A 26,748-nucleotide genomic window follows, 5' to 3' on the forward strand; every position below is an offset into this window, starting at 1 on the left:
TTGAGACGAGTTGAATCCTCAGTAATACTAATTATCCTAAAGTAATTATTCTCTGAAAAAGAACTAACAAAAGAAGAGTCATTAAACCAAAATACGTAATCAGCTGAATCATTTTTGTAAATGACAGTGGACACACTATCTATATAATTTAAGCACACAGGCTCATATTCATACATTAGAGACATTAATGAGTCTTTTGAAGGGAAAATCTTTTTTTGAGATCTATACAATACAACCTCATTAAAAAAACCATTTGCACATAACATATTCTGACTCCTTCCTTCTTTCGAACTAGAGATATTGGATATTGAAAACTTGCACGATACAAGTAAAAACATAATCCATGTGTATAGTAAAGGCTTTAAACGAATCATTTAATTGTCATCGGTCGATTGCGATTACAACTTCACAGTATTTATAGTGCAATTAAATAAAATCATCCTTCATTACACATTCATTTCGGCTGTAATTTCTTGCCATACTGTAGATTAAGGTTACTTCAAGTAACCTAGTTAATCATTTCTTTATCTCAGGAAAACTATCATTACCAATCAAGCCAGCCGATTCAAATCGATTATCGTCTGCTCTGTTTTCTAAATTGAGCACCCCTCTTGGGCAAACAGCTGAACACACCCCACAGCCAACACAAGATGATCTGATGATATTTTCACCACGCTGGGCGTACCAGCGCACGTCGATGCCCATTTCACAATAAGTGGAGCAATTGCCACACGAAATGCATTGTCCGCCATTGGTGGTGATTCTAAATCTGGACTTGAATCGTTGTATTAAGCCAAGGTAGGCCGCCAATGGGCACCCGAATCGGCACCACACTCTATTCCCCATCAAGGGATAAAATCCAGTGCCTACCACACCAGCAAAACCAGCGCCTATCCAACCACCGTAAATGGAGCGTACTTTATAGGAACTCACACCCAGCAACTCACTCTCTCCCGTCCAATAGGTATATAACACACCAATGGTCATGACTATAGCAAATACCAATACCCCATGAATGGATATTCGTTCAAACTTCCAGGCCTTCAAAGATTTGTCCGACAACTGGCGAAACGGATCACCGGCAGTTTCCGCTAGGCCTCCACACCCACACACCCATGAGCAATACCAGCGCTTCCCAAAGAAATACACCATCACAGGCACACCGATCAAGGTCAGCCCTATCCCCCAGCCCAACATGAACAATCCAATACCGCCATGATTGATGAGCGTATTCAGTTCATTGTCAAAAAAGAAATCATAATCCAGCGGCCAAATGTTTTTGAAATCAAAGTAGGGCTGATTCAATCGAATCAGTATTTCGGGGATCAGAAAAGCAAAAGCCAACTGAAAAAACATCACAGAAGCCGTTCGCCAAAGCTGGTACTTGCTATGTCGATATTTGATGATCATTCGAATGCCCATCACCAGAATCGCCAGCGTGTAAATAAACCCATACAGAAAAAACCGACCCGCATCTGACCCTTTGAGCCATTGACTCACGGGGTCTACCATCAAAATCCAGCTGGTCATGTACTCCGGATAGAAATACAATACGATATAAAAAAGTATCAGAAAGGTCCCAAGCAGAATCCCTATCCATCCGATGTTTTTAGTCTTACTATGAAAAGTTCCGTCGTTTTTAATCCCCGGTGGCCCCAGTATTTTCTTGTTGGGTAGAATGTAGAGCAAAGCCCCAAGCAACGTCATACCATATACAAGCACCAACGCCAGTGTTTTATGCTCTGACACCCAACCCATCGATGAAGCCTTGGTCAAGGCGTATTTCAAATCTTTGATTTCATATTCATTGAAGCCTTTTTGATTGATGACTCCATATTTTGCAATGTTCACTTGAACAGTTTTCAATGCCTTACGCAGTTCCTCTTCGTTCCCAAAATTACGGCCATCCAGCCAACCCCCGTAGGATTGAAAGGCCTCCCATTGGAACCCTGTAACTGCATCTTTAGTCCTAAATGCCTGCTGCGCTTTTTCTGTTGAAAATTGACCGTCATTGTTTGCTTCTATTATTTGGTCAATTTTCTGATCACTAAGACCATAACGATCCAATTGATAGGCATTGATCTTTGCGAAAATTTCTTCCAAACTTGAATTATAGCTAATTGCATGGCTATGAACTTGGCCTAACTCATTCTCGCCAAATGATTTTATTAAACCTGATTTAGCCGAATTTTCGATATGATCATCAATTATTTGTTCTGTGAGTTTATAATTTTCACTTCCGAAGGTGAGTAAAAACATTCCGAATCCTACCAGAAAAACACATAAACCAATATGCTGTATCGTTTTATAACTCATGCAAAAAGTCTTTTAATCATGGATACTCTATTATTTTCAACAGCTATTTCATCAAATTCCTGGTTGAATTTCTCTCGAATGCTGAATTCATGAGCCTTATAGAATTCAGGGTCAAAATTGGCCAGCTCGAGATTTTTCATTACAAAATTGATCTTGCGATTATTTGCGATCCAGCCGTCCCATACATCATGACGCATACGAATTCCAAAAACATTCACTCCTAATACGGACATTGATTCTGTTTCAAAAACAAAACGTAACAATTTCTTACCATCTTCAGATTGCCAGACAAATTGGCTTTCTCCACTCTCCAATTCAGGTTTTACAGTACCATAAGTTTGATATTCAATATTGAAAAATTTAGCCGAATTAAACCATATACCAGGTCGGTAAGCCGTTTTATCACTTGTAATTGTACTGGCTACCACTTCACCCATCATTCGGCCAGTGTACCAAACCTGCTCTATAGGCCTCCGACCAAGAGAAGGGTTGCGATGCTCAGCACAATCGCCAATCGCATAAACATCAGGAATGTTAGTTTCCAAATATTCGTTAACCAAAACGCCTCTATTCAACTCTAAACCACTACCTTTTAACCAATTCACATTTGGCGATACACCCACAGTAAGCCCAACGAAGGTGCATTCAATTTCTTCACCATCACTGGTTATCACACTTGTTACTTGATTATTACTGTCCGTTTTGATTTTCTTTAGTTCCGTCTCCAACCGTAAATCAATGTGCTGGTCTAGAATTTCTTGATTGATCATTTGAGACTCCTCTTTTGGCAACACTATATCCCAAAAGCTCCTTTCTCTAACTAAAAAAGTGACTTCTATTCCCCTTGAATGGAGCATTTCAACTAATTCGATCCCTATCAAGCCTCCGCCCACGATTACCGCTCGCTTAGTAGTTTGGGTTTGTGCCGTGATATATTCAAGATCCTGCTTGCTGTACAACCCACTCACTCCAATGGCATCCTGTCCAGGCCACCCAAATTTGTTTGAAACAGATCCTGTCGCAATAATCAAAGAATCATAAGCAAGGGATTTCTTATCTTCAATTTTTATGCTTTTTTTCTCGAAATCTACATTTGTAACCCAGCCCTTCATCAAATCAATCTTGTTCTTTTCCCAAAACCAGTTTTCATAAGGTTGAGTATGTTCAAATTCCATATGCCCCATGTAGACATACATAAGCGCTGTTCTGGAATAGAAATAATCCGTTTCACCAGAGATAACAGTGATTTTACAATCACTATTCTTTCTAATGTGCCGAGCTGCAGTGACTCCAGCTATTCCATTTCCGATGATTATTATTCGTTTCTGCTTTGTCATAAACTCATTGTTCCTAGTAGAACTCCATACTAAAAGTAAATCAACTTCCATATAATCCCATCTAAATGGATATAGTTCCATTCATATAGGTAATTCCCCTAGTAAATAGTGAATACCCGTAAATTTCACATTTTTTCTCAGAATAGTTTTGTGTGTTGCAACAGCTTATTATCTTTGTATCACAATTTCGAAAGAAAGAAAAATATTTTCGAATGTCTACATCTTTTTGGCACGATAATCGTTATATTAGAGTAGCATTCAATTACAACATTTAAGGTTGTTGAGGTAAGTTTAGGTTAGGTTGGTTTAGGGGTTGCACGTCAAAAGGCAGCCCCTTCCTTTTTTTAAGACCTTTTTACTTTTTAAATCAAAGTGGTTAAATCTGCTATTTGCCCTTCGTACTTTTTACAAGTCACTCCGAATTTTTGCAGAAAGTCAATTCCTTCATCAGATTGCAAACCTTTGTATTCTGCATAAGATTTCAGATAGACCACTTCAGCGATCCCCATGGAATAGATAATTCTTGCACAAGAGAGGCACGGAGACAGCGTCACATACAACTTAGAACCTTCTACTGATGCATTATTCTTCACTGCGTACAATATGGCATTTTGTTCCGCATGAATAGCCAATGTACAACTTCCCTTTGAATCCCGATCACATCCCGTTTCTGGAAATTCTTCGTCACAATTGTGAGTATTTGCTGGAGGTCCATTGTAGCCTATAGATATAATCCTGGTCTCCTTTACTAAAACAGCTCCTACGTGCCTTTTAATACAATGAGATCGTTTGGCGAGATTAGCCGCCAATTCCATATAAATATCATCAAAATCAGGTCTCTTCATAATTATTCATCTTACAAAAAGCAATTTACCGATTACCTGACTTTAGATATAGCATTTCATGAGGTAATTGTTTTCAATGTTGGTTTACATATTCGTTATTATTGTTATCCAACAATCATGAAGACACTATGATAAACAGAACCATTCTCGTTTCGCTCTCTTTATTTTTCACTTTTTGTGAAAATCCAGATTCACATCAAAAAACGAACAAAGGGCTACTTGGCAAAGAATGTATGGTAGTGACGGCACATGAACTAGCATCCGAAGTTGGCAAACAAGTCATACTGGAAGGTGGCAATGCATTTGACGCTGCTGTAGCTGTTCATTTTACTTTAGCGGTTGTTTATCCACAAGCAGGCAATATTGGTGGAGGTGGATTTGCAGTCTTTCGCAAATTTGATGGGCAGTCTGGCTCATTAGATTTTAGAGAAAAAGCACCATTAGCTGCTTCTAAAAATATGTATTTGGATGAATCGGGAATAGTCATTCCTGACAAAAGTTTGGTTGGTCATCTAGCTGTAGGAGTTCCGGGTTCGGTAGATGGGCTTTATGCTTTGCATGAAAAGTATGGAACCAAACCATGGTCATATCTGCTACAGCCTTCCATATCCTTGAGTGAAAATGGGCATGCTATCAATGCAACATTGGCAAAAGAACTCAACAGATTTCATGACGTTTTTCTTGAAGAAAATGAAAGAAAGACAGCTTATACAAAAGATGAAATCTGGTCAAAAGGCGACACACTCATCAATACAGATTTAGCCCAAACACTGAAGGCCATTCAAGCCAAAGGAAGAGATGGATTCTATGCTGGTTGGGTAGCCAAAAAAATAGTGGAAGAGCAATCAAATGGTCATGGACTGATCACGAGCAATGACCTCAAACAATACAAGTCTAAGTGGAGAAAACCACTAGTAGAAACTTATAAAAACCATCAGATCATTACGATGGCACCGCCCTCAGCAGGAGGTGTCACTCTGCTTCAAATGCTGCAAGGGTCAGAGCAATTTGACTTCAAAAAATCAGGACATAATACAACAGAAACGATTCACCATATGGTAGAGATTGAACGACGTGCTTATGCCGATCGAGCCACTTATTTAGGAGACCCAGATTATGTTGATATCCCACTTGAAAAATTGCTAAGCCGAACTTACAATCAATCAAAATTTTCTACCATCACTCCACAAAAAGCAACCCCATCTTCGGAAGTCAAAGATGGTCAAGTAGACATCATTGAAAGCATGGAAACCACTCATTATTCTATCCTCGATTCTGAAGGAAATGCAGTGGCAATCACCACCACTTTGAACAGCTATTTCGGCTCCAAAGTAGTCGTGAATGGAGGTGGCTTTTTTCTAAATAATGAGATGGATGATTTCAGTGCTCAAGCTGGAGTGGCTAACCAATTTGGATTGATCAGTACCGATGTAAATTCGATCGAACCGGAGAAGCGAATGCTGAGCTCCATGACTCCTACCATAGTAGAAAAAGGAGGTAAACTAAAAATGATTTTAGGCACTCCTGGAGGCTCCACAATTATCACCTCGGTTTACCAAACTATCCTAAATATTATAGACCATAATATGACGATGCAAGAAGCGGTCGATGCCCCAAAATTTCATAGCCAATGGCTACCTGATAAGGTCTATTTTGAAGATGGAAAATTTGATCAAAGCGTATTAGATTCTTTAGGCCAACTTGGTCATCAGGTTGAAGTAAGATCAGCGATTGGAAAACTTGAATGTATTTTGGTTTATGACGATGGTACGATAGAAGGTGCACCTGATATTACTCGAAACGAAAGTGCTGCTGCAGGATATTAGAACACATGACAACCAAATCTCAAATACTATTCTATATAAATTATGTCATTTGCTTAGTCGTAAATATTTAAAACCTTTGGTTTAATTGAATTAATTCAATCTACTGATTTATAAAGCATTAAATATCACTCATAGATTTTCTCTATCAATGAAAACATCAAGTGATATTTTATTCATTTCAAGAATTCTTATAATCAAATGAGGAATTCTATTTATTTTGGAGCTTTAAAATTTAATACTGCCTTAAAAAGCAACAGCCTATGGCTTCTGACAAAATCGAACTTCCTTTAGATCTCTCCTATCTCTATGAAATTAGTGATCATGACAGAGAATTCATTTACGAAATGATCATGACTATTGTCAAGAATACGCCAGACATGGTGAGCGACATTGAGCGTGAAGGAAAAGCCAAAAATTGGGAGCAGGTAGGTCGGATGATGCATAAGCTCAAACCTTCTCTGTTGCTCTTGAATATTGACAATCTATCTACTCACATCAGAGAGCTGGAAGGCAACGCAAAAGCGCCAAGAAATATAGAGTTGATACCAAAACAAATCGCAGAGCTACGAGAACTCTGCGATATCATTTTGAAAGAATTAAATGATCTAATCAAGTCAGATCAATTCTAAATTTTATTCCCATTCGATGGTAGCTGGTGGCTTCGAACTGATGTCGTAAACCACTCGATTTACCCCTTTTACTTTGTTGATGATCTGGTTCGAAATGTCAGCCAAAAAATCGTAAGGTAAATGACACCAATCAGCCGTCATTCCATCCACACTTGAGACGGCTCTAAGCGCCACCACACGTTCGTAAGTTCGTTCATCTCCCATCACTCCTACAGATTGAATTGGAAGCAGCATAGCACCTGCTTGCCACACGTCATCATAGAGTCCTTTGTCCTTCAGCCCATTGATAAAAATGTGATCTACTTCCTGTAAAATTTGTACTTTCTCAGCTGTAATATCCCCAAGAATTCTGATCCCTAATCCAGGCCCTGGGAATGGATGACGACCTAGTATTTTTTCATCAATTTCAAGTGATCTCCCTACCCTTCTTACCTCATCTTTAAAGAGCGTATTCAATGGCTCAACAACCTTCAAATTCATCTTAGCTGGAAGTCCTCCAACGTTGTGATGAGACTTGATAGTAACCGACGGTCCATTGACAGAAACTGACTCGATCACATCTGGATAAATCGTACCCTGACCCAACCATTTTACGTTCTTGATTTTCTTAGCTTCGGCATCAAATACTTCTATGAATACGCGTCCAATAGCCTTACGTTTTTCCTCTGGATCAGTCAATCCTTCCAAGGCTTTATAAAACGCTTCGGAGGCGTTAACTCCTTTTACATTCAGCCCCATGCCCTCATAAGATTTCAAGACATCGCTAAACTCGTTTTTTCTAAGCAGTCCATTATCTACAAATATGCAATGGAGGTTTTTCCCTATCGCATGGTGGATCAGCATTGCAGCAACAGAAGAGTCAACACCTCCAGATAACCCTAGCACAACTTGATCATCTCCGAGCTGATCCTTGAGATCAGAAACGGTGGCATCCACAAAAATATCTGGTGTCCAGTCTTGGCTACACTTACAAATGTGAACCACGAAATTTCTTAAAATGATTTTTCCTTGAGTCGAATGAGTCACTTCAGGATGAAACTGAATACACCATACCGGATGGGTTGTACTGTGAAACGCTGCGACCTCTACTTGTGGAGTACTTGCGATAATTTCAAAATGATCTGGAATACTCTTGATTGTGTCGCTATGAGACATCCAAACTTGAGTGTCCATATTGATCTCCTTCAGCAATTCATTGGTTGAATCTACTTTTGAAAGATTAGCTCTACCATATTCACGGATCTTCGATGGAGTAATTTCACCTCCAGACTTATGTGCAATCAATTGTGCACCGTAGCAAACACCCAAAATCGGCACTTCACCGATCAGTGCACCTAAATTGATGTCTGGATGGTCTGCCTGCCTTACAGAGCAGGGACTGCCTGATAGAATCAATCCTTTGACGGAATCGTCTAACTCAGGTATCTTACTAAAAGGGTGAATTTCACAATATACATTCAGCTCTCTGACGCGACGTGCGATCAATTGTGTGTATTGAGAACCGAAATCGAGGATGATAATCTTTTCTGCCATGCGCAAAATTAACACAGCCTACCTGACCTGCAAGTGGTCTGGTCAATTTAGTTCCGTAAATTTTTAGTCCTGAAAGAAAAGGTGAATCAATCGCTATTAAAAACGTGCTAATGCGTATTTAATATATAGATTCAATGCTGGAATAGACTGATCAAACGTACGTCCATATCCCGGAATAGTATAGACATCTAATGGCTCTTGTTCATCATATTTACCCATTATACGAAGTCTCAAATGGAATCCAGCGTACAATCCCTTCCAAAGTTTCGCCTCTGAACTCATCACCACTTCGAACCATTGAGCAGACAGATCCTTTCTGACAAATGGCTCTGTCAAATCACTATATATACCTGATGCGCTGGTAATATCTAAGGTACCTTTATCTTCAAAGCTAGAATTTGCATACAGTGCAGAAAAATACAAATTGTTCTTTGGGGTAAAATCAATTTTATATCCGAGCCCAACTCTAAAGTAATTTCCTTCAGATTGATAATCCGTATTTTGATAGGCTCCATTCGGGTTGAGTGTAGAAAAACCATACTCCCCTATTAATACAAATCGATCCTTCAATTCTACTTGCCCTCCAAACTCAAACTTCGATTCGGAATCCAACAACTGCCCGAAGAGCTTTCCATAATCAACAGAAATAGCCACCGTAGACAAAAATGGCATAGGTACGCTGCTTTCTTCATCTACTCGCAAAGAGTCCTGACCAAAAGCCTGAAAAGAAATAAAAGCCAACAAGACTAAAAAGCACTTAAAATTCGACATAGATCATTGTATTTATGTCATCACAATTTTCACAAGACAGGCTTGAATTATTAAAATCAGTAGATATGATTTCAAAATTGCTTGTTTTGATAACCACTTTGTTTTTTTCATTGGCCGTGGTAGTTCGGCTATAACTCAGCTTCAAGTTGAATGTCTTACTCCCTTCGATTGTAATATCAACATCAATATCATCTGCCTGCATATCCAATGGCAATTTCCACGAAGTACTGCTGTCTTCATAAAAGATCGGAATCATATTCTTTGTATTTACGATGGATTCAACTTTGACAGCACCTGAATTAATAGTTGCCGCTGTATCTGCCCATAGGGACCGTATCGCATTCACAACAGAATCTTCCATTTCTACATCAGTAAGGAATCTATTCAAGGTATCCAGATCGTGAACCACATCTATACTGTCTTGTTCCAAGTCAAATCCATCAGCCAATGAATCTGTCAAATCGATTAGCCTATCCACCAAGTCATCAGCACTAGTTTCAAGACTTGATATTATAGAATCATATACTTCTAATTCCTCATCAAGAGAATCAACCTTAAAATCTACCTTAGTCAGTCTAGTCTGATTTAAAAAAAAGACACCAACCGATGGGTCACTGACGGTAGGATCAACTTCTTCTTCACAAGCCCAAATAGAGGCAAACACTCCTATATAGAGCACCAATATCCTCAAAGCCCTACCATTTTTGAAAAAATTCGTGTTTGTCATTACGCAAATCTAAATGATAACGAATATTTTAAATGCATTAAATTTAAGTTCTTCTAATAAGAAATGTTTTAATGTTCACCTCTTGTACACCTAACTAAATTCTCTTGACTACAAGCGCAGCAGCTATTGGCTAGCAATCAAAATTACAAATCATGTTTCGACAACCTTTTAACAATCTAAACTTCCTTTTTTGTCTGATGATAATTTCATGTAGTCAAGCAAATAAAAATCCACAATTTGAAGCTCCATTATTTGATAACCTTGGAGACAACCAACTAAAAATCACTACTTCAAATAAATGGAGCCAAAAATTCTTTGACCAGGGATTAACTCTCACTTATGGACTCAATCATGCAGAAGCCATGCGATCCTTCAAAGAAGCTAGTCGGTTAGACGAAGAATGTGCCATGTGTTACTGGGGCATGGCTTATGTACTTGGACCCAACATCAATAGTGCCATGGATTCCTCCCTAGTTGAAGAAGCAAACTCCTATATAACATTAGCTAAAAAATATGCTATAAAAACGGATGCAATTGAACAACAAATGATTGAAGCTATCGATAAACGATACCCAAAAAATAAAACACAAACTTTAGCTTCATGCTATGAAGAGTTTGCTAGCGCTATGAGGGAGGTATACTCCAATTTTAAGGAAAACGACGATATAGCCACCTTATACGCCGAAGCGCTCATGGACTTGCATCCTTGGGATTATTGGAATATTGAAAATGGAGATCCAAAACCATGGACTAATGAGATTTTGGACATTCTTGAAAGTACGTTAGCAGCAAACCCAAATCATCCAGGAGCGAATCACTATTACATACATGCTACAGAAGCTTCAAAAAAACCGGAGAGGGCAATTGAAGCTGCTAATACTTTGACTGACTTGGTTCCAGGCGCTGGTCATTTGGTTCATATGCCAGCACACATTTATATTAGAACTGGTCACTATCATGAAGGAAGTACAGCTGGAGAATTGTCTGTAGTTGCAGACAGTCTGTACATCACTAATTGTAATGCACAAGGCATTTATCCGTTAGCCTACTACCCTCACAACTACCATTTCCTAGCAGCAACAGCGACACTCGAAGGAAGAGGCAAATTAGCGATAGAATCTGCTTTTAAAGTGGCACAAAATGCTGATGCTCAATTGATGTATCAACCCGAGTGGGCAACACTTCAACATTACTATATAATTCCGTATTACATTTTGGTCAAGTTCGGTCAGTGGAATCAAATTCTTCAACTTCGAGAACCAGATTTATTGTATCCAAAGGCTATCAGACATTATGCAAGAGGAATGGCATTTCTCGGCACAGGACAGCAAAGAGAAGCAGAAAATGAATTGGCATTTTTGAGGAAAATAGAAGATAAGGAAGAACTAAAGCAAATTTCAATTTGGGAATTGAATACAGTGGATCATTTGGTACAAATTGCAACATTGATTTTAGAAGCGGAACTTGAAAATCATAAAGGAAACGCATCGGAGGCTATAAGCAAACTTAGACAAGCTGTGACTATTGAAGATCAACTAAATTACAATGAACCACCTGATTGGTTTTTTTCAGTGAGACATAATTTGGGAGCCATCTATTTGGAAAATGAAAATTTTGATTTGGCAGTTAAAACCTATTGGGAAGATTTACAAAACTATCCTAACAACGGCTGGGCACTAAAAGGATTACAATTGAGTCTGGAAGGTCAAGAAAAAAATAGTGAGGCTAAGGAGATTAAAAAAAAGCTCGATATCGCATGGCAATATGCTGATTTTGAGTTGAATTCATCAAGAATACTAAATCAAGAAATTCCCATTTTTGAAGGAATTAATATAGAAAAACTCTCCACTCGGCTAACCAACATTCCGGAATTACCAGTTTGTGGAACCAAGAAAAAATCTTAACTCTTCATTTGAAATATACGTACTCAAAGACAAGAAATCGCTTTGAGCATGTATATTGCGTCCATGGTCAAGAATGGTTTTTTAGTGGGTTTCATGCTATTCATTAGTATTCGATCTGCTCTCGGTCAAAATATGGTTGTCAATCCAAGTTTCGAAGAAAGCTGGGAATGCCCATTCAGCATGAATCAACTTAAATTCACCAAATCCTGGTTCCCTTTTGGTACCGCAGATCCCTCTCCTGACTATTTCAACGCCTGTGATACAAAGCATCTGATGAGTGTTCCCTATAGTGTATTTGGGAAACAAAAAGCGCATGATGGAGAGGCTTATATTGGCGTCATTTCATATTTGACATCGAAAAGTGGCCGTGGATGGAGAGTCCCTGAAAATCATAGAGAATTTGCCATGGTACAACTAACCAAACCACTAGTGGCGGGCAATCAATACTATGCAGAAATGTGGGTCAATCTTGCTGACAATTGCGAGTTTGCTATTAATAGTATCGGCATGTTTTTCACTAAAGACATGCCCAATTTCGATTGGCAAGTCATGAATTTTAATCATTACAAACCTCAGATTTCCAACCCAAAAGATCGTCTCTTGGATGACAATGAGGGGTGGACAAAGATATCGGGCACCTTCACTGCACAAGGAGATGAATTGGCATTGACAGTTGGTACTTTTGCTCCTGATTCTTCGCTTAATACAAAAAAAACTAAAAGACAGTTTTCTAAAGTCCGTGACAAGCGTACTCCTAAACATCTCCAACCTCAAATTGCCTATTATTTCATTGATGATATTTCGGTAAGACCCGTTGATCCGAATGAATCTATTTTCCCAGATCCAGCAGTTGCAAAGGCAGAGCCAGAAGATGATTATTTTGGCCCTGCAGAAGTGGGCAAAAAATTCACTCTGCAGAATATTTATTTTGAATTTGACAAAGCTACTTTGCTAAGAACATCATTTCTGGAACTTAATAAGCTATTATCTTATATGGAAAAACATCGAAGAGTGAAAATTGAGATTGAAGGGCATACAGACAATGTAGGCTCAAGAACATATAATCAAACATTGTCAGAGGCTCGAGCGAAAGCTGTCGTAGATTATTTAGTGGCTAAAGGTTTGAATGAATTTAGATTAGAATATAAAGGGTATGGAAGCAGTCAACCGATTGTGCCGAACGATACGCCTCAAAATCAGGCACTGAATAGACGTGTCGAATTTCTTATTCTAGAAAATTAGAAGCTAACTACCAGCTTACCCATTTGTTTTCCTGCATGAATTTCATCAAATGCTGATACAATTTGATCGAAATTCCGCACCGAAGAAATGATTGGTTTTATTTTATTTAGAGAAACAAATTTGACCATTTCCTTAAACTCTAAATCAGAACCCATGGAACTGCCATGAATACTAGCCTGACTCCAGAACAGTCGGAACATATCGATATTTTTCGGCACTCCAGAAGTTGAACCATAATGCACCAACCTTCCTCCAGGCTTAATCAATCTCAGATAGTCATTCATAGCATTTCCTCCTGCACTATCTATAATTACATCAAAACCGCCAGTACTTTTTAGTGCTTCTTTTGCCCAATTTTCTTCCTTATACACAAAACCTCCTGAAGCTCCTAAATCCGTTGCAAGTGTGATTTTCTCCTCACTTCCAGAAGTCACAAATACATCTGCACCAGCAGCTAAAGCAGATTGGAAGGCAAACTGAGCCACACCTCCACCAATTCCAGTAACTAGCACTTTTTGTCCTTTGCTTATTTGTCCTTTTGAAAACACTGCCCGATAGGCTGTGAGTCCTCCAAGTGGTAATGCCGCCGCTTCATTAAAATCTAAATGAGCAGGTTTTTCCATCAACCGATCTACATTCACAATTACATATTCTGCAAAAGTGCCGTTGGTGGGCATACCCAGGATGTGATACTCAGCAGACTGTGCGGCCTCGTCTGAACCCCAGTTGATGTTAGGGTTAACTATTACCTCTTTATGAAGCCAATCACTTGCCACACCCTCCCCTAATTCAGACACTATTCCGGCTCCATCTGATCCTAAGACCGTATCGTATTTAATATTTGGATACATCCCAATTCTACACCATTGATCACGATGATTCAACGCAGCAGCCTTTATCTGAATTAATACTTCTCCTGACTTTGGTGAAGGTTTTTCAATATCTCTTATGGCAATTTTATCTTGACTTTCGTCAACAAGTAAAAGGGCTTTCATACTTAATTGGTTTTTTAAAATGGTGCTGGATCTGATGAAGCTCCTCCTTCACCTTCGTTCGCTTTAGATGGGAATGTGACAGTATTCGGTGAACTGTCAAATTCAGCAGGAATACCTGCCGATGGGAATCCACCACCACTATAGTCTCCACCCATGATTGAACCATCCAGATCCGCAAACTTGGTAAATCGTCCGATAAACTTAAGTTTCACATTTTCTAAAGACCCATTTCTATGCTTAGCAATGATCACTTCCCCAGTTCCAGCTGTAGGTAAACCATCTTCATCCTCAGTAATATCATAATACTCTGGACGATACAGAAACATCACCATATCCGCATCTTGCTCGATAGAACCCGATTCCCTCAAATCCGAAAGTTGTGGTCGCTTATCTCCTCCTCTAGTCTCCACCGCTCTACTTAGCTGCGAAAGTGCGATCACCGGCACATTCAACTCTTTAGCAATTCCTTTCAAGGCTCTTGAGATAGAAGCAATCTCTTGTTCCCTATTTCCTGATCCTCCTCCAGACTTAGAAGAGTCTCCAGACATCAGCTGCAAATAATCAATAATGATCATTTTGATGTCATGTTGAGCCTTTAGCCTTCTACATTTCGCTCTCAATTCAAGAATACTCAGCCCTGGTGTATCATCTATAAATATAGGCGCCTCTGTCAGTCTTGCTGTTTTATGCACCAATTGTTCCCACTCATGATCCGCAAGATTACCTTTCTTTATTTTATCACTTTCTAGCTCAGCTTCCGCTGAAATCAATCGATTAACCAACTGAATCGAAGACATCTCCAAAGAAAATATCGCCACAGCTTCACCAAATTCCACTGCCGCGTTTCTCATGGCAGAGACTACAAAAGCCGTTTTACCCATGGCAGGACGAGCTGCTATTATCACTAAATCTGAGGCCTGCCATCCTGCCGTGACTCTATCTAATTCGGTAAAGCCACTTGGGACTCCAGTCAGACCATCTTTGTGTTCTTTGCGAGCTTCAATCTCCATAATGGCTTCATGCATCAATTGCTGCATGCCCGCATAATTTTTCTTTATGTTGGATTCAGAAATTTCAAATAAGGCTTGCTCGGTTCTGTCTAATAATTCGAATACATCTTCGGTATCCTCAAAAGCATCTTCTTGAATTTTTGCAGATATTCTAATCAAATCTCTTTTGATGGCCTGCTCAGTAATTATTCGAGCATGATATTCAATATTGGCAGCTGAATTGACCCTAGTGGTAAGGTTGGCAATGTGATAGGCACCTCCTGCGATTTCCAAGGTTCCATTTTTCCTCAACTGTGCCGTCACCGTCATGATATCTACCGGCTCAGATTTGTTGAACAGCTGAACAATGGCTTCATATACTTTTGAATGGCGATCGTCATAGAAACTTTGTGGCTTCAGAATGTCAATAACTGTAGTTAGTGCATCCTTTTCCAGCATCAAAGCACCGAGCACAGTTTCCTCTATGTCCACTGCTTGTGGCTGCATTTTGCCTAATGGAACAAGCGCCGCTTTAGATGGGTTTTTCCTGTTACTGACTTTACTCTTAAAGTTTCCTTGCTCTGGAGAATCTATATTAGCCATAATTTTTTAAAGACAAATCGCTGTATCTGTTCTATTTTAAATTCGAGAACAAACTTATTAAATCGGGTGATGTAATCTTTCAAAAAAACCAGTGGCTTATATACAACATTTCCACATTAAAAATCGCGTGTACAAGTTGTTACATTATTAAACGATTAACACTGATAATATTGTTCAACTAATTTTATGATAAGGTTTAATTTGTACACCTTACTAATTACATTATTTTTGAAAAAATTCAATTCTCGCATGAGTCAAAAAAATCAAAAAATCTACATTATCGCTATTGGAGGTGCAGTCATGAGCAGCTTAGCTGTTGCACTTAAGAAAAAAGGTATGACTGTATTAGGTTCTGATGATAAGATATATGATCCTGCGGCTAGTTTATTGAAAACCAATGATTTGCTTCCTACCGATATGGGCTGGGATGCGAATCGAATTGATGATTCCATAGATGCTATCATTGTAGGTATGCATGCGAAAGCAGACAATCCAGAATTGCTTAAAGCACAAGCATTAGGAATTAAAATATGGTCTTATCCAGAGTTTATTAGAGCACAATCAGACAATAAACAAAGAATTGTAATTGCTGGTAGTCATGGTAAAACGACAATTACAGGCACTATTATTCACGTGCTTAATTACTGGAAAAAGGATTTTGATTATGTAGTGGGAGCCAAAATTCATGGCATTGAAGAAACCATCAAACTGTCTAACGCTCCAGTAATTGTTATTGAAGGTGATGAATATTTTACCTCCCCTTTAGACTTAGAACCTAAATTTCTCAAATACGACCACCATATTGCATTGATAAGCGGCACTGAATGGGATCATATCAATGTCTATCCGACGGAAGAAAGTTACTTATCACAATTCGAAAAATTAGCGGATCGCACACCTAAAGCTGGTACATTGGTGTATTGCGAAGAAGACAAGCAAGCCAAAAAAATAGGATCCATTGATAGAGACGATGTCAGAAAAGAGCCTTACGAAACTCCTAAATATAAGGTAAAGGATGGTGTATTTATTTTGAACGGAGATACTCCTGTAAAGCTTATCGGCAAGCACAATATGCAAAATATTGAAGGCGCCAGATTAATCCTCAAGAGGATTGGCATCACCGATGAGCAATTTTATAAAGCCATTGCCTCATTCGAAGGCGCTTTCAAAAGAAATAATTTGCTTTCAGAAAGTGATGACTGTTCGGTCTACACAGATTTTGCTCATGCACCATCCAAACTAGCCGCAACTGTGGCTGCTCTAAAAGAACTTCACCCAAAAAGAAAACTGGTAGCCTGTTACGAATTGCATACATTCAGTAGTTTGAACAAAGAATTTCTAAGTAAATATAAAAACACGTATAAAGCACCAGAAGAAGCGATTGTCTACTTCGATCAAAATCTAATAAAAGAAAAGAACTACGCTCCTATATCCGAAGAGGATATCAAAACATCTTTTAGCAGAAAAGATATTCAGGTATTTACAGATCCCACTGCATTAGCCGACCATATACAAAACAAAGACTGGAAAGATCGTGACTTATTGTTCATGAGTTCTGGGAATTTTGGAGGACTAGACCTTAACGCAATAGCGGAAAAAATCACAAACTAATTAGCCCTGTTAATTCAACATTATATCAAACACCCATGCAATTAAAATTAAATCATCCACTGGCGATTTTCGACTTGGAAACAACAGGTACTAATATTTCTACTGATCGAATTGTAGAGATCTCTATCGTGAAAATCATGCCTGACGGAGAGGAAATCATCAAAACGATGAAAATCAACCCAACGGTTCCGATTCCATTAGAAACCAGCTTGATCCATGGTATTTATGATAAGGATGTGAAAGATGCTCCAACTTTTAAATCCATTTCAAAAAGTCTAGCAGAATTTTTAAATGGCTGTGATTTAGGAGGGTTTAATTGTTTGAAATTTGACATCCCATTACTAGTTGAAGAATTTCTAAGGGTAGATGTTGAATTCGATACCTCAAATAGGAAATTTGTAGATGCTCAAAAGATTTTCCACATGATGGAAAAAAGAACCTTAACTGCGGCATACCAGTTTTACTGTAACAAATCTCTTGAAGATGCACATAGTGCTGAAGCAGATACATTGGCAACTGCTGCTGTGATCAAGGCGCAAGTTGAGCGCTATGACGGACAAGAAGTGACGAATCCTATGGGCAAAGTCATTGGCACAATTGCCAATGATATGAAAAACCTACATGAGGTTTCAGCTGCTAATATGGTAGATCTAGCAGGCAGGTTCGTAACTAATGAAGAAGGTGTGGAAGTTTTCAACTTCGGGAAGCACAGACACAAACCCGTGGAAGATATCCTAAAAGCTGAACCAGGTTATTATGATTGGATGATGAAAGGCGACTTTCCTTTGGATACCAAAAGAAAGCTAACTCAAATAAAACTTAGGGGATTTAATGCCAGATAATATTAATTGACGCTCTTCTCTTTGAGTTCAAGCATTTTATCTAGATTTTGTGTGTATTTATTTGGGCCTCCAGCGGCATAACCCGTTTTCCCGTACGCTTGAATCTGAAATTTCTTACCATCAGGTCTATCCAAATCAAACATCCAAATAGTTGGGAATCCAGTGACCCTAAAGGCTTGTTGCAATTCGGCGTTTTGCTTCTGTTGAGCTTCTGGTAGTGATGTTCTACGCGGGTAATCCAATTCTAGTAGTACAACATTTTCTTCCGCCCATTCTTTGAATTCCGGCTTATTGAATACTTCTGCTTTCAATTTTTTACACCATCCACACCAATCACTACCTGTGAAATTGGCTAAAATAGGTTTATTCGTTTTTTCTGATAATTGATAAGCCTCTTCTACATTGACCATCCACCCTTCATTTTCGGATGAACGAAAGCCTTTTTTCACCTCTTGAGCTGTAGATGGACCAACCATCAAAAAACTCAATACTATAGCACTACTAATTACAAAAGAGATCTTATTCATCATTCTTAGATTTATCTTAAAATCGTATTCCAAAGGTACATTTTTTTAACTTTCACCCATACTCTAATACTACAATTAACTGATTTAGGTTCATTTTATTACTAAAATTTTAAGAACTAAAATTATTCTCTACGCCCAGTTAATGATGGGTTTCTAATATTTACTATATTTAAATAAAGAAGAAATATCATGCACAACTGCAATAAATGTGAAAAAAGAGCTATCCTTCATTGTCGCGCATGCGGAAGATATTGGTGTGTAAAATGCCACGAAGAAGATGGGAAACCAGGCTTGTTTGCTGGCAAATGCGGTATATGTGATGGTATAGTGGTCAGGCTAGAGCACCCAGATTAACCCCCTACTATTTCCCTTAGGTTGGTCATTAGGCTCTCCCATAGTTCTTCCAATTCCTGCTCATCGTCCATATCCGAATAATCGGTCACCCGGATGAATACAGATTGGGTGAGTTCATTCATATCAATTTTGAACTCCACATAATTAGGATCGTCATCCTCAGATATAAATTCAAATTTTACTTGAGAATTAGTCCGATGAGAAGTCATCTTGGCTTTATTCTCTTCACCATCCCAAATGACGGTGAATATTTTATCCTCATCTATGTTCACATCATCAGCAAACCATTGGGCTAACCCACTTGCTGTAGATAGATATGGATAAAGCATTTTTTTTGATGCCCTGACCTCGAACTCCCCTACAAATTTGAACTTGCTCATATCCTAAATATCGATTTCGTGATTGTTCAATGTATGAATTTTCTACGAATGTATCAAAAGTTTTTATAAAGACTTGTGAATAAACAAACAATGGCTAGATTTGCACCTCGAAAAATCACACGGCGAGGTAGCTCAGTTGGTTAGAGCGCAGGATTCATAACCCTGAGGTCACGGGTTCAACTCCCGTCTTCGCTACTAGATTCAGAAGGCAGTTCCTATTTTTTAGGCAACTGCCTTTTTCATTTATTGAATTTTTAGGAGTTGTACAAACATTGACCATTAGCCCATTTACAACTCCTTTAATGTAACCAATTAATTCAATAAACCTATTAATTTTGCGCACTTATATTAAATAGTACCAACGAACAAATGGCATCATACGACTTCCAATCGATTGAAAATAAATGGCAACAATACTGGCAAGAACAACAGTCGTTCAAAGCTGAAGTAAATACTGAAAAACCTAAATTCTACGCCCTGGATATGTTTCCATATCCTTCAGGTGCGGGCCTTCATGTAGGTCATCCCTTAGGTTACATCGCTTCCGACATTGTTTGCCGATTCAAAAGAACGAAAGGATTTAATGTTCTTCATCCTATGGGCTTTGATGCATTTGGACTACCAGCAGAACAATACGCCATCCAAACAGGTCAACATCCAGCCGTCACCACAGAAGAAAACATTGCCAGATATAAGGAGCAGCTTAAAAATATTGGATTTTCGTTTGACTGGAGCAAAGAAGTGCAAACCTGCGACCCTAATTACTATAAGTGGACGCAATGGATTTTCATCCAACTTTTCAATAGCTGGTATGATTATGACGCCAATAAAGCCAGAGACATTCAAGAGCTAGTTACTGAATTTGAAAAAGAAGGGAATTGTACAGTCAATGCTGCTTGCGATGAAGATGTTAGATCATTCTCGGCAGCGGATTGGAATTCTTTTGATGAAGCGAAGCAACAAGAGATTTTACTCCAATACAGACTCACCTACCTATCAGAGACTACAGTAAACTGGTGCCCTGAAATGGGAACAGTACTATCAAACGACGAAGTCAAAGACGGTTTTTCTGAAAGAGGCGGCTTTCCTGTAGTTAGGAAAAACATGAAACAATGGAGCATGCGTATCACAGCTTATGCTGAACGTTTGCTTGAAGGCCTTGATACAGTCAATTGGCCTGAACCATTGAAAGAAATGCAGCGCAATTGGATTGGTAAATCCAAGGGTGCTGAGATGGACTATACCATCGAAGGGCACGACGAAAAGATTACAGTTTTTACCACTCGTATTGATACGGTCTGCGGAGTTACCTTTTTAGTGTTGGCTCCAGAACTGGATTTGATTGATAAAATCACAACCGATGACCAACGCAAAGAAGTAGAAGACTACGTTGAAGTCGCTAAAAACAAATCTGAACGTGATCGCATGACCAATGTGAAAACCGTGTCCGGTGCTTTTACAGGTGCTTACGCCATCAATCCATTCAACAATGAGCGTATTCCTATTTGGATTGCTGATTATGTATTGGCTGGTTATGGAACTGGGGCCGTTATGGCTGTGCCAGGAGGTGATCAAAGGGACTTTGATTTTGCCAAGCACTTTAACCTACCGATTCTTCCCATTTACGAAGGAATGGATGTGAGTAAAGAAGCTGATGCGACCAAAGAAGGTAAGATCATCAATGAGGGACCTTTGAAAGGATTGTCTTTTCAAGAAGGCACAGACAAAGCCATTACTTTCTTAGAAGAAAATAATATTGGAAGTGGTAAAATCAATTACCGAATCAGAGACGCCATTTTTGCTCGTCAGAGATACTGGGGCGAACCAGTGCCTATCTATTTCAAAGATGGCATCCCCTATCCCGTAGCGCAGGAAGACTTACCCATCGTATTGCCAGAAATTGACAAATACCTACCTACCGCTGATGGCGATCCACCATTAGCCAGAGCAGAAGGTTTTGTCTATACACCTAAAGGTTCTAGTGAGTCTTATCCTTTAGAACTAAGTACCATGCCGGGATGGGCAGGATCTAGCTGGTACTGGTACCGCTACATGGATGCGAATAATGAAGATGCTTTTGTGTCTTCAGAAGCACAGAACTACTGGAGAGATGTAGACCTATATATTGGTGGCACTGAGCATGCGACAGGCCACCTCCTCTACTCCAGATTCTGGAACAAATTCCTTTGTGACCGAGGTTTTGCCAAAGAAGAAGAACCATTCAAGAAATTGGTGAATCAGGGTATGATTCAAGGGCGATCGAATTTTGTCTATAGAGTAAAAGGAACAAACAAGTTCGTTTCTTTGAATCTAAAAGAAAAGCACGAGACTTCTCCAATGCACGTTGACGTAAGTCTAGTAGACAATGACATTCTGGATGCAGATGCTTTCAAAGCTTGGAGACCTGATTTGAAAGATGCGGAATTCATTCTGGAGGATGGAAAATACATCTGCGGCTACGAGGTGGAAAAGATGTCGAAGTCTAAATACAACGTAGTGAACCCAGATGACATCATCGAAAAATATGGCGCTGATACGCTCCGAATGTATGAAATGTTCTTAGGTCCTTTGGAGCAATTCAAGCCTTGGAATACGCATGGTATTGATGGGGTATTTAAATTCTTGAGGAAATTCTGGAGACTCTTCCATAATGCTGAAGATGGTTTTGAAGTCTCTGATGAATCGCCTACTAATGACGAACAAAAGGTCATTCACAAGACGATCAAAAAAGTAGAGGAAGACATCAACAACTTGTCTTTAAATACTTCTGTAAGCACATTAATGATTGCTGTAAATGAATTGACCGCATTGAAATGCAACAAGCGAGAAGTATTGGAGAAGCTGACCATTGCGCTATCTCCATTTGCACCACATTTGGCAGAGGAGCTTTGGGAGCAATTAGGGCACAGCGGCGGGGTCAGTCTGGCGCAATTCCCGGCATTTGATGAAAGTTTCTTGACGGAAAGCACCCATGAGTATCCAATTTCTATCAATGGTAAAGTCAGAGCCAAAATTGCTTTCGCCATTGACAAACCAAAAGAAGAAATTGAGGCTGAGGTGTTAGCTCACGAGGTGGTACAAAAATGGACTGAAGGCAAAGCACCTAAGAAAATGATTATTGTGCCAAAACGAATCATTAACGTCGTAATATAAGAGTACAGACTATTGTACTAAGAAGGCATTCAACTGAAAATGATCAATTGAATGCCTTCTTTTTTTTGGTTGGTTGAATGATTATATTAGACAGATAAACGCGCTAATATGAAGTACACAGTTGATATCATTATTGACCTACCACGGCCAAAAGTCATAGAACTTTTTGATAATCCAGACAACATGCACAAATGGCAACCTGACTTGGTTAGTTTTGAGCCCATCAGTGGCGAACCAGGTCAACCTGGGGCCAAGTCCAAATTACAATACAAAATGGGCAAACGTGATATTGAAATGATTGAAACAGTGACTAAAAATGACTTGCCAGATGTGATGACTGGCACTTATGAAACCAAAGGCGTTTACAATCATATATCAAACAACTTTGTAGAAATCAGTGAAAAACAAACCCGATGGATTTCAGAAAATGAATTTCAATTTTCAGGGTTTATGAAGCTGATGGGCATTTTTATGAAAAGTGCTTTTCCAAAGCAAACGCTCAAATTCATGAATCAATTCAAAACCTTTGCCGAAGGGCAAGCAATTTAAGCTAGTATTTTTGTTACTTTCTGAAGCATATCATCCGTGAAATTCAGATGAGTCACCAATCTAATGTTGTTTGATTCAAATGGGACAGCTAACAAGCCCTTCTTCTTCCAGTTGTTAAGTAAATCATTGACTGATTTGTCCTTAGCTATGGTTACAATCACGATATTCGTGCCGGCAGAAACAATATTTTCGACATACATCTTGTCCTCAAACACATTCGCCAATTGATTGGCTCTTCTGTGATCATCTTTCAGTCGCTTGACATTGTTTTCTAATGCATAAATACATGCTGCAGCTAAGTATCCCGCTTGTCTCATGCCTCCACCCAAGACTTTTCTCACCCGCTTGGCTCTGGCTATCGCTTCTTTTGAGCCCAACAGTGCTGATCCTACCGGAGCGCCTAATCCTTTGGAAAAACAAACTGACATGGTATGGAAGCATTTGCCGTGATCTTTGGGGTTTTCGCCTGTCTTTACCAAAGCATTGAATATTCTGGCACCATCCAGATGCATTTTCAATTTGTTTTCAACAGCAACTTTGGCTATGTCTTTAATTACGTCTAAGGGAAAAACACTGCCTCCTCCTTTGTTGACCGTATTTTCCAGAGCGATCATTGACGTTCGGGCATAATAAATATCATTGGGATTGATATTCTCTCTGACATCATTTACAGTAAACCTACCTAAGTCCCCATGCAATAATTTCATAGAGACCATGGAATTATAAGCTGCACCACCACCTTCATAATTATAAATATGTGACGTCCGATCACATATAATCTCATCTTGTGGTTGCGTGTTGATTCTAATCGCGATTTGATTGGCCATCGTGCCAGATGGGCAAAACAAAGCCGCTTCCTTACCAAAGTAATTAGCGATCTTATTTTCAAGCATTAAGATGGTAGGATCCTCACCAAAAACATCATCTCCCACCTCAGCAGCCATCATAGTCTGCAACATTTCATCAGATGGTTTGGTTACGGTATCGCTTCTTAGATCAATTGTCATTGTTTTCTATTTGTAGCTTGGTTTCAATTCTTAAATTAAGAAATTAAATATAACAATCTCGGCATTGTTTCCTAAAGGAATCAAGGATTCAATCGATTCAATTCTGATTGAATGATGTGGTGAACATCTTCTTGAAATTTTTTTATACTTGATAAATTGTATTTCGATGGATCAATGGGTTGGTGAATGATCAATCTGCATTCCTTTTTCCAATTCATGAGAAATTGACCATCATCTGGTAAAATATACCAATTGTCAGCCAAAGTGATGGGAACCAAAAATGCTCCTGTTTCTATAGCCATACGAAAAGGTCCTTCTTTAAATCGACTCATTTGGGTCGTGTGAGCTGCATGAATACCTCCTTCTGGAAATACAGTCAAAGAATGCCCATTTCCCAAAGCTTCTACACTTTTGCGATAAGTGGCATATCGGTCTTTTAGCTTTTCTCGATCTACCGTGATATGAAGTTTTTTGTAGAAATATCCAAAAATTGGAATGTTAGCTATGGATACTTTTCCAACGAACTTAAATGCCTTAGGCAATAAAGGCATCAAAGTAATATCTAGGAAAGAAAAATGATTAGGACAAAAAATATAGGTCGAATCTTTATTCAGAAAATGCTTGTTTTCTATCCTAGCAGATATTCCGATTAACACATAGAATACTTTGCCCCAATATTGATTTATAGAAACTGCCAATGTGGAAAAACCGAATATAATCGCCAAGGATAAAAACGGAATTAAGAGAATGAACAATCCAAAAAAAACAATGACAGTATATATTAGGTAACTCCTTTTAAGGAATTTATTCATATTCTATTTTGATTATTCTTCTTTAATAATTTATCGCAGCATCAACCTTTGTAGCCAAATTTTTTGAGTAGGCTATCTTTCTTTCTCCAATCACTTGCCACCTTTACGAAGGTCTCTAGAAAAACCTTCTTACCAAAGAATTTTTCTAATTGTAGTCTCGCCTCGGTACCGACTTTTTTTATGGCCTCTCCACCTTTGCCTATAATGATTCCTTTTTGAGACTTTCTCTCTACAAAAATCTCGGCTCGGAGTCTAATGATATCGTCATCCTCTTTGAAAGATTCTATTTCTACTTCCGTACTATAAGGCACTTCCTGCTTGTAATTTTTGAAAATCTGCTCTCGTATAATTTCAGACGCAAAGAATTTTTCTGGTTTATCAGTGAGTGTATCTTCTGGAAAGTATGCAGGATGCTCAGGCATGAGTTCCAAGATTCGAGCAAATAGTAAGTCAACATTTTCCTTGTTGAGAGCAGAAACGGTCAGAATCTCTACCTCTGGATATAGCAAACTCCAATAATCAATCTTATCAGTCAGTCTTGAGCCTTTATTCAGATCGCATTTATTAATAACAAAAATGACTGGAGTTCCACTTGCTATTATTCTTTCCAGCATTTCTTCGTCCTCTTGTTTCTCCATGAGTTCGACGACATAAAGCACCAAATCAGCATCTTCTAAAGAAGCGCTTACAAATTTCATCATGGACTCTTGTAAGGTGTACTGAGGTTTGAGTAAACCTGGAGTATCTGAATATATGATCTGAAAATTGTCTCCAGAAAGTATACCCATAATCCGATGCCGTGTAGTCTGAGCCTTAGAAGTGATGATAGATAAATTGTCACCTACCAAAGCATTCATCAAAGTAGATTTCCCAACGTTAGGCTTGCCTATTATGCTTACAAAGCCTGATTTAAAATTAGTTTCGCTCATAGAAGAAATAAAGTTCAAAGGTACTTGTTTTTTAATCAACGTACTTCTACTTTTGCATCGCAATTGAGGGAAAAACGAATGATTTTATGACCATTTCGTCTCAAATTGCACACCAAATATACATCGCGGGATGGAGCAGTTGGTAGCTCGTCGGGCTCATAACCCGAAGGTCGCAGGTTCGAGTCCTGCTCCCGCTACTAGATAACCCTCTGATTTTCAGAGGGTTTTTCTTTTTTATTCCTCACACGTGTTTTTATCTCAAATCTTGTAAAAACATTGTAAAAACAAAATGGACTTACGAATGACCCCGTTGTTCTTTTAAGAGTATATTGTTCTGGCAAGTATCAGTGTCAGGTAGACAAATATTTAGGTTTGATTAAACCATTCTCCCCTGTTCTTTGTGCTTTTACTGTCTCATATATAATTTGAATAGCTTTAATCATTCAGCTAAAAAAAAATAATGCAATCTATTCCACTGCATTTTGATAATTCTCTTACCTTACGTAGACAAAAATTGTCCAGAACCATTAACTCTAGAACTTTGAAAGAAAGCTTTGGTGAGTACATAAGGAATCTTCGAGAGCAAAAGGAAATTCCTATTAGAAAAGTAGCAGCTGCATTGGATCTTGATCAATCAACTCTAAGCAAGTTTGAAAGAGGGGAAAGACTACCACCAGAGAAGATTATTCCTGAATTGGCAGCATATTTTGAAGTTGAATTGGAGGAAATGAGATTGTCATATTTTAGTGATAAGGTGCTTAATCCAATATTGTCAGATCAAAATGCTGAGAAAATTTTGGAAACGGCTACCAAAAAACTCAAATACATAAAAAGCAAAAACCATATCTGAAAATGATCAGAAAGACC

Annotated in this window: 22 protein-coding genes and 2 tRNA genes; 11 read left to right on the forward strand and 13 right to left on the reverse strand. The window is 38.7% G+C overall.

Features of this window, described 5'->3' with window-relative positions; translation table 11 throughout:
- Positions 1-516 precede the first annotated feature (516 nt).
- The 3 genes from ABJH98_RS10535 to ABJH98_RS10545 form a co-directional block, all read right to left on the reverse strand.
- Positions 517-2,316 carry a 4Fe-4S dicluster domain-containing protein gene (locus tag ABJH98_RS10535; protein WP_348307633.1) on the reverse strand — a complete coding sequence of 600 codons (1,800 nt, stop codon included), beginning with the start codon at positions 2,314-2,316 and terminating at the stop codon, positions 517-519.
- Positions 2,313-3,653, reverse strand: a complete 1,341-nt coding sequence (locus ABJH98_RS10540) for an NAD(P)/FAD-dependent oxidoreductase (RefSeq protein WP_348307634.1) — start codon at positions 3,651-3,653, stop codon at positions 2,313-2,315. The genes ABJH98_RS10535 and ABJH98_RS10540 overlap by 4 nt, the downstream gene beginning before the upstream one ends.
- Positions 3,654-4,015: 362 nt before the next feature.
- Positions 4,016-4,498 (reverse strand): dCMP deaminase family protein, encoded by a 483-nt coding sequence (locus tag ABJH98_RS10545; protein WP_348307635.1) that lies wholly within the window; start codon positions 4,496-4,498, stop codon positions 4,016-4,018.
- 128 nt (positions 4,499-4,626) lie between these two features.
- Between ABJH98_RS10545 and ggt the strand changes: the two genes are divergently transcribed.
- Positions 4,627-6,324, forward strand: a complete 1,698-nt coding sequence (gene ggt, locus ABJH98_RS10550; protein WP_348307636.1) for a gamma-glutamyltransferase — start codon at positions 4,627-4,629, stop codon at positions 6,322-6,324.
- A gap of 260 nt (positions 6,325-6,584) precedes the next feature.
- Entirely contained in the window at positions 6,585-6,953 is a 369-nt protein-coding gene (locus ABJH98_RS10555) for a hypothetical protein (RefSeq protein ID WP_348307637.1), read from the forward strand.
- A 3-nt stretch (positions 6,954-6,956) separates the two neighbouring features.
- On the opposite strand, the gene guaA is transcribed toward ABJH98_RS10555, so the two are convergent.
- From guaA to ABJH98_RS10570, 3 genes are all read right to left on the reverse strand, one after another.
- Positions 6,957-8,486: a glutamine-hydrolyzing GMP synthase gene (gene guaA / locus ABJH98_RS10560; RefSeq protein WP_348307638.1), complete on the reverse strand. Its 1,530-nt coding sequence runs from the start codon at positions 8,484-8,486 to the stop codon at positions 6,957-6,959.
- 96 nt (positions 8,487-8,582) lie between these two features.
- Entirely contained in the window at positions 8,583-9,257 is a 675-nt protein-coding gene (locus tag ABJH98_RS10565; protein WP_348307639.1) for a DUF6048 family protein, read from the reverse strand.
- Positions 9,244-9,984: a hypothetical protein gene (locus ABJH98_RS10570; protein ID WP_348307640.1), complete on the reverse strand. Its 741-nt coding sequence runs from the start codon at positions 9,982-9,984 to the stop codon at positions 9,244-9,246. Before ABJH98_RS10570 ends, ABJH98_RS10565 begins: the two co-directional genes overlap by 14 nt.
- 197 nt (positions 9,985-10,181) lie before the next feature.
- On the opposite strand from ABJH98_RS10570, the gene ABJH98_RS10575 reads away from it, so the two are divergent.
- Positions 10,182-11,888, forward strand: coding sequence for a hypothetical protein (locus tag ABJH98_RS10575; RefSeq protein ID WP_348307641.1), 1,707 nt, complete (start codon positions 10,182-10,184; stop codon positions 11,886-11,888).
- A 48-nt stretch (positions 11,889-11,936) separates the two neighbouring features.
- Positions 11,937-13,130, forward strand: coding sequence for an OmpA family protein (locus tag ABJH98_RS10580; RefSeq protein ID WP_348307642.1), 1,194 nt, complete (start codon positions 11,937-11,939; stop codon positions 13,128-13,130).
- Here ABJH98_RS10580 and ABJH98_RS10585 read toward each other — a convergent pair.
- Both ABJH98_RS10585 and dnaB read right to left on the reverse strand, forming a co-directional pair.
- Positions 13,127-14,125 carry a zinc-binding dehydrogenase gene (locus ABJH98_RS10585; RefSeq protein WP_348307643.1) on the reverse strand — a complete coding sequence of 333 codons (999 nt, stop codon included), beginning with the start codon at positions 14,123-14,125 and terminating at the stop codon, positions 13,127-13,129. The genes ABJH98_RS10580 and ABJH98_RS10585 overlap by 4 nt on opposite strands.
- Positions 14,126-14,139: 14 nt before the next feature.
- Positions 14,140-15,717 (reverse strand): replicative DNA helicase, encoded by a 1,578-nt coding sequence (dnaB, locus tag ABJH98_RS10590; RefSeq protein WP_348307644.1) that lies wholly within the window; start codon positions 15,715-15,717, stop codon positions 14,140-14,142.
- Between the two features lie 249 nt (positions 15,718-15,966).
- Between dnaB and ABJH98_RS10595 the strand changes: the two genes are divergently transcribed.
- On the forward strand, positions 15,967-17,328 hold the full coding sequence (locus tag ABJH98_RS10595; protein WP_348307645.1) for a Mur ligase domain-containing protein: 1,362 nt from the start codon (positions 15,967-15,969) through the stop codon (positions 17,326-17,328).
- Between the two features lie 35 nt (positions 17,329-17,363).
- A complete protein-coding gene (locus ABJH98_RS10600) occupies positions 17,364-18,170 on the forward strand; it encodes a 3'-5' exonuclease (protein WP_348307646.1) in 807 nt (268 codons plus the stop codon).
- Positions 18,171-18,172: 2 nt separating this feature from the next.
- Here ABJH98_RS10600 and ABJH98_RS10605 read toward each other — a convergent pair whose 3' ends face one another.
- Positions 18,173-18,700, reverse strand: a complete 528-nt coding sequence (locus ABJH98_RS10605) for a thioredoxin family protein (RefSeq protein WP_348307647.1) — start codon at positions 18,698-18,700, stop codon at positions 18,173-18,175.
- Positions 18,701-19,047: 347 nt separating this feature from the next.
- Positions 19,048-19,431: an START-like domain-containing protein gene (locus ABJH98_RS10610; RefSeq protein ID WP_348307648.1), complete on the reverse strand. Its 384-nt coding sequence runs from the start codon at positions 19,429-19,431 to the stop codon at positions 19,048-19,050.
- Between the two features lie 121 nt (positions 19,432-19,552).
- Between ABJH98_RS10610 and ABJH98_RS10615 the strand changes: the two genes are divergently transcribed.
- The 3 genes from ABJH98_RS10615 to ABJH98_RS10625 all read left to right on the forward strand — a co-directional run bounded on the left by ABJH98_RS10615 (position 19,553) and on the right by ABJH98_RS10625 (position 23,133).
- Positions 19,553-19,626, forward strand: a tRNA-Met gene (locus ABJH98_RS10615).
- A 174-nt stretch (positions 19,627-19,800) separates the two neighbouring features.
- Positions 19,801-22,584: a leucine--tRNA ligase gene (leuS, locus tag ABJH98_RS10620; RefSeq protein WP_348307649.1), complete on the forward strand. Its 2,784-nt coding sequence runs from the start codon at positions 19,801-19,803 to the stop codon at positions 22,582-22,584.
- 108 nt (positions 22,585-22,692) lie between these two features.
- Positions 22,693-23,133, forward strand: a complete 441-nt coding sequence (locus tag ABJH98_RS10625) for an SRPBCC family protein (RefSeq protein WP_348307650.1) — start codon at positions 22,693-22,695, stop codon at positions 23,131-23,133.
- Here the strand turns inward: ABJH98_RS10625 and ABJH98_RS10630 are convergent.
- From ABJH98_RS10630 to era, 3 genes are all read right to left on the reverse strand, one after another.
- Complete coding sequence (locus ABJH98_RS10630) at positions 23,130-24,140, reverse strand: GntG family PLP-dependent aldolase (RefSeq protein WP_348307651.1); 1,011 nt, start codon at positions 24,138-24,140, stop codon at positions 23,130-23,132. The two genes, ABJH98_RS10625 and ABJH98_RS10630, sit on opposite strands and share 4 nt — an antisense overlap.
- 80 nt (positions 24,141-24,220) lie before the next feature.
- The gene (locus ABJH98_RS10635) at positions 24,221-24,952 is read right to left on the reverse strand and encodes a lysophospholipid acyltransferase family protein (protein ID WP_348307652.1); all 732 of its coding nucleotides are present in this window, start codon (positions 24,950-24,952) and stop codon (positions 24,221-24,223) included.
- Positions 24,953-24,993: 41 nt separating this feature from the next.
- Positions 24,994-25,881 (reverse strand): GTPase Era, encoded by an 888-nt coding sequence (gene era / locus ABJH98_RS10640; RefSeq protein ID WP_348307653.1) that lies wholly within the window; start codon positions 25,879-25,881, stop codon positions 24,994-24,996.
- A 124-nt stretch (positions 25,882-26,005) separates the two neighbouring features.
- On the opposite strand from era, the gene ABJH98_RS10645 reads away from it, so the two are divergent.
- Together ABJH98_RS10645 and ABJH98_RS10650 are read left to right on the forward strand one after the other, a co-directional pair.
- Positions 26,006-26,078 (forward strand) — tRNA-Met (locus tag ABJH98_RS10645).
- Between the two features lie 263 nt (positions 26,079-26,341).
- Positions 26,342-26,731, forward strand: a complete 390-nt coding sequence (locus ABJH98_RS10650) for a helix-turn-helix transcriptional regulator (protein ID WP_348307654.1) — start codon at positions 26,342-26,344, stop codon at positions 26,729-26,731.
- Positions 26,732-26,748: the final 17 nt, after the last annotated feature.

This window comes from Reichenbachiella sp., assembly GCF_039969095.1.
GTDB lineage: Bacteria > Bacteroidota > Bacteroidia > Cytophagales > Cyclobacteriaceae > Reichenbachiella.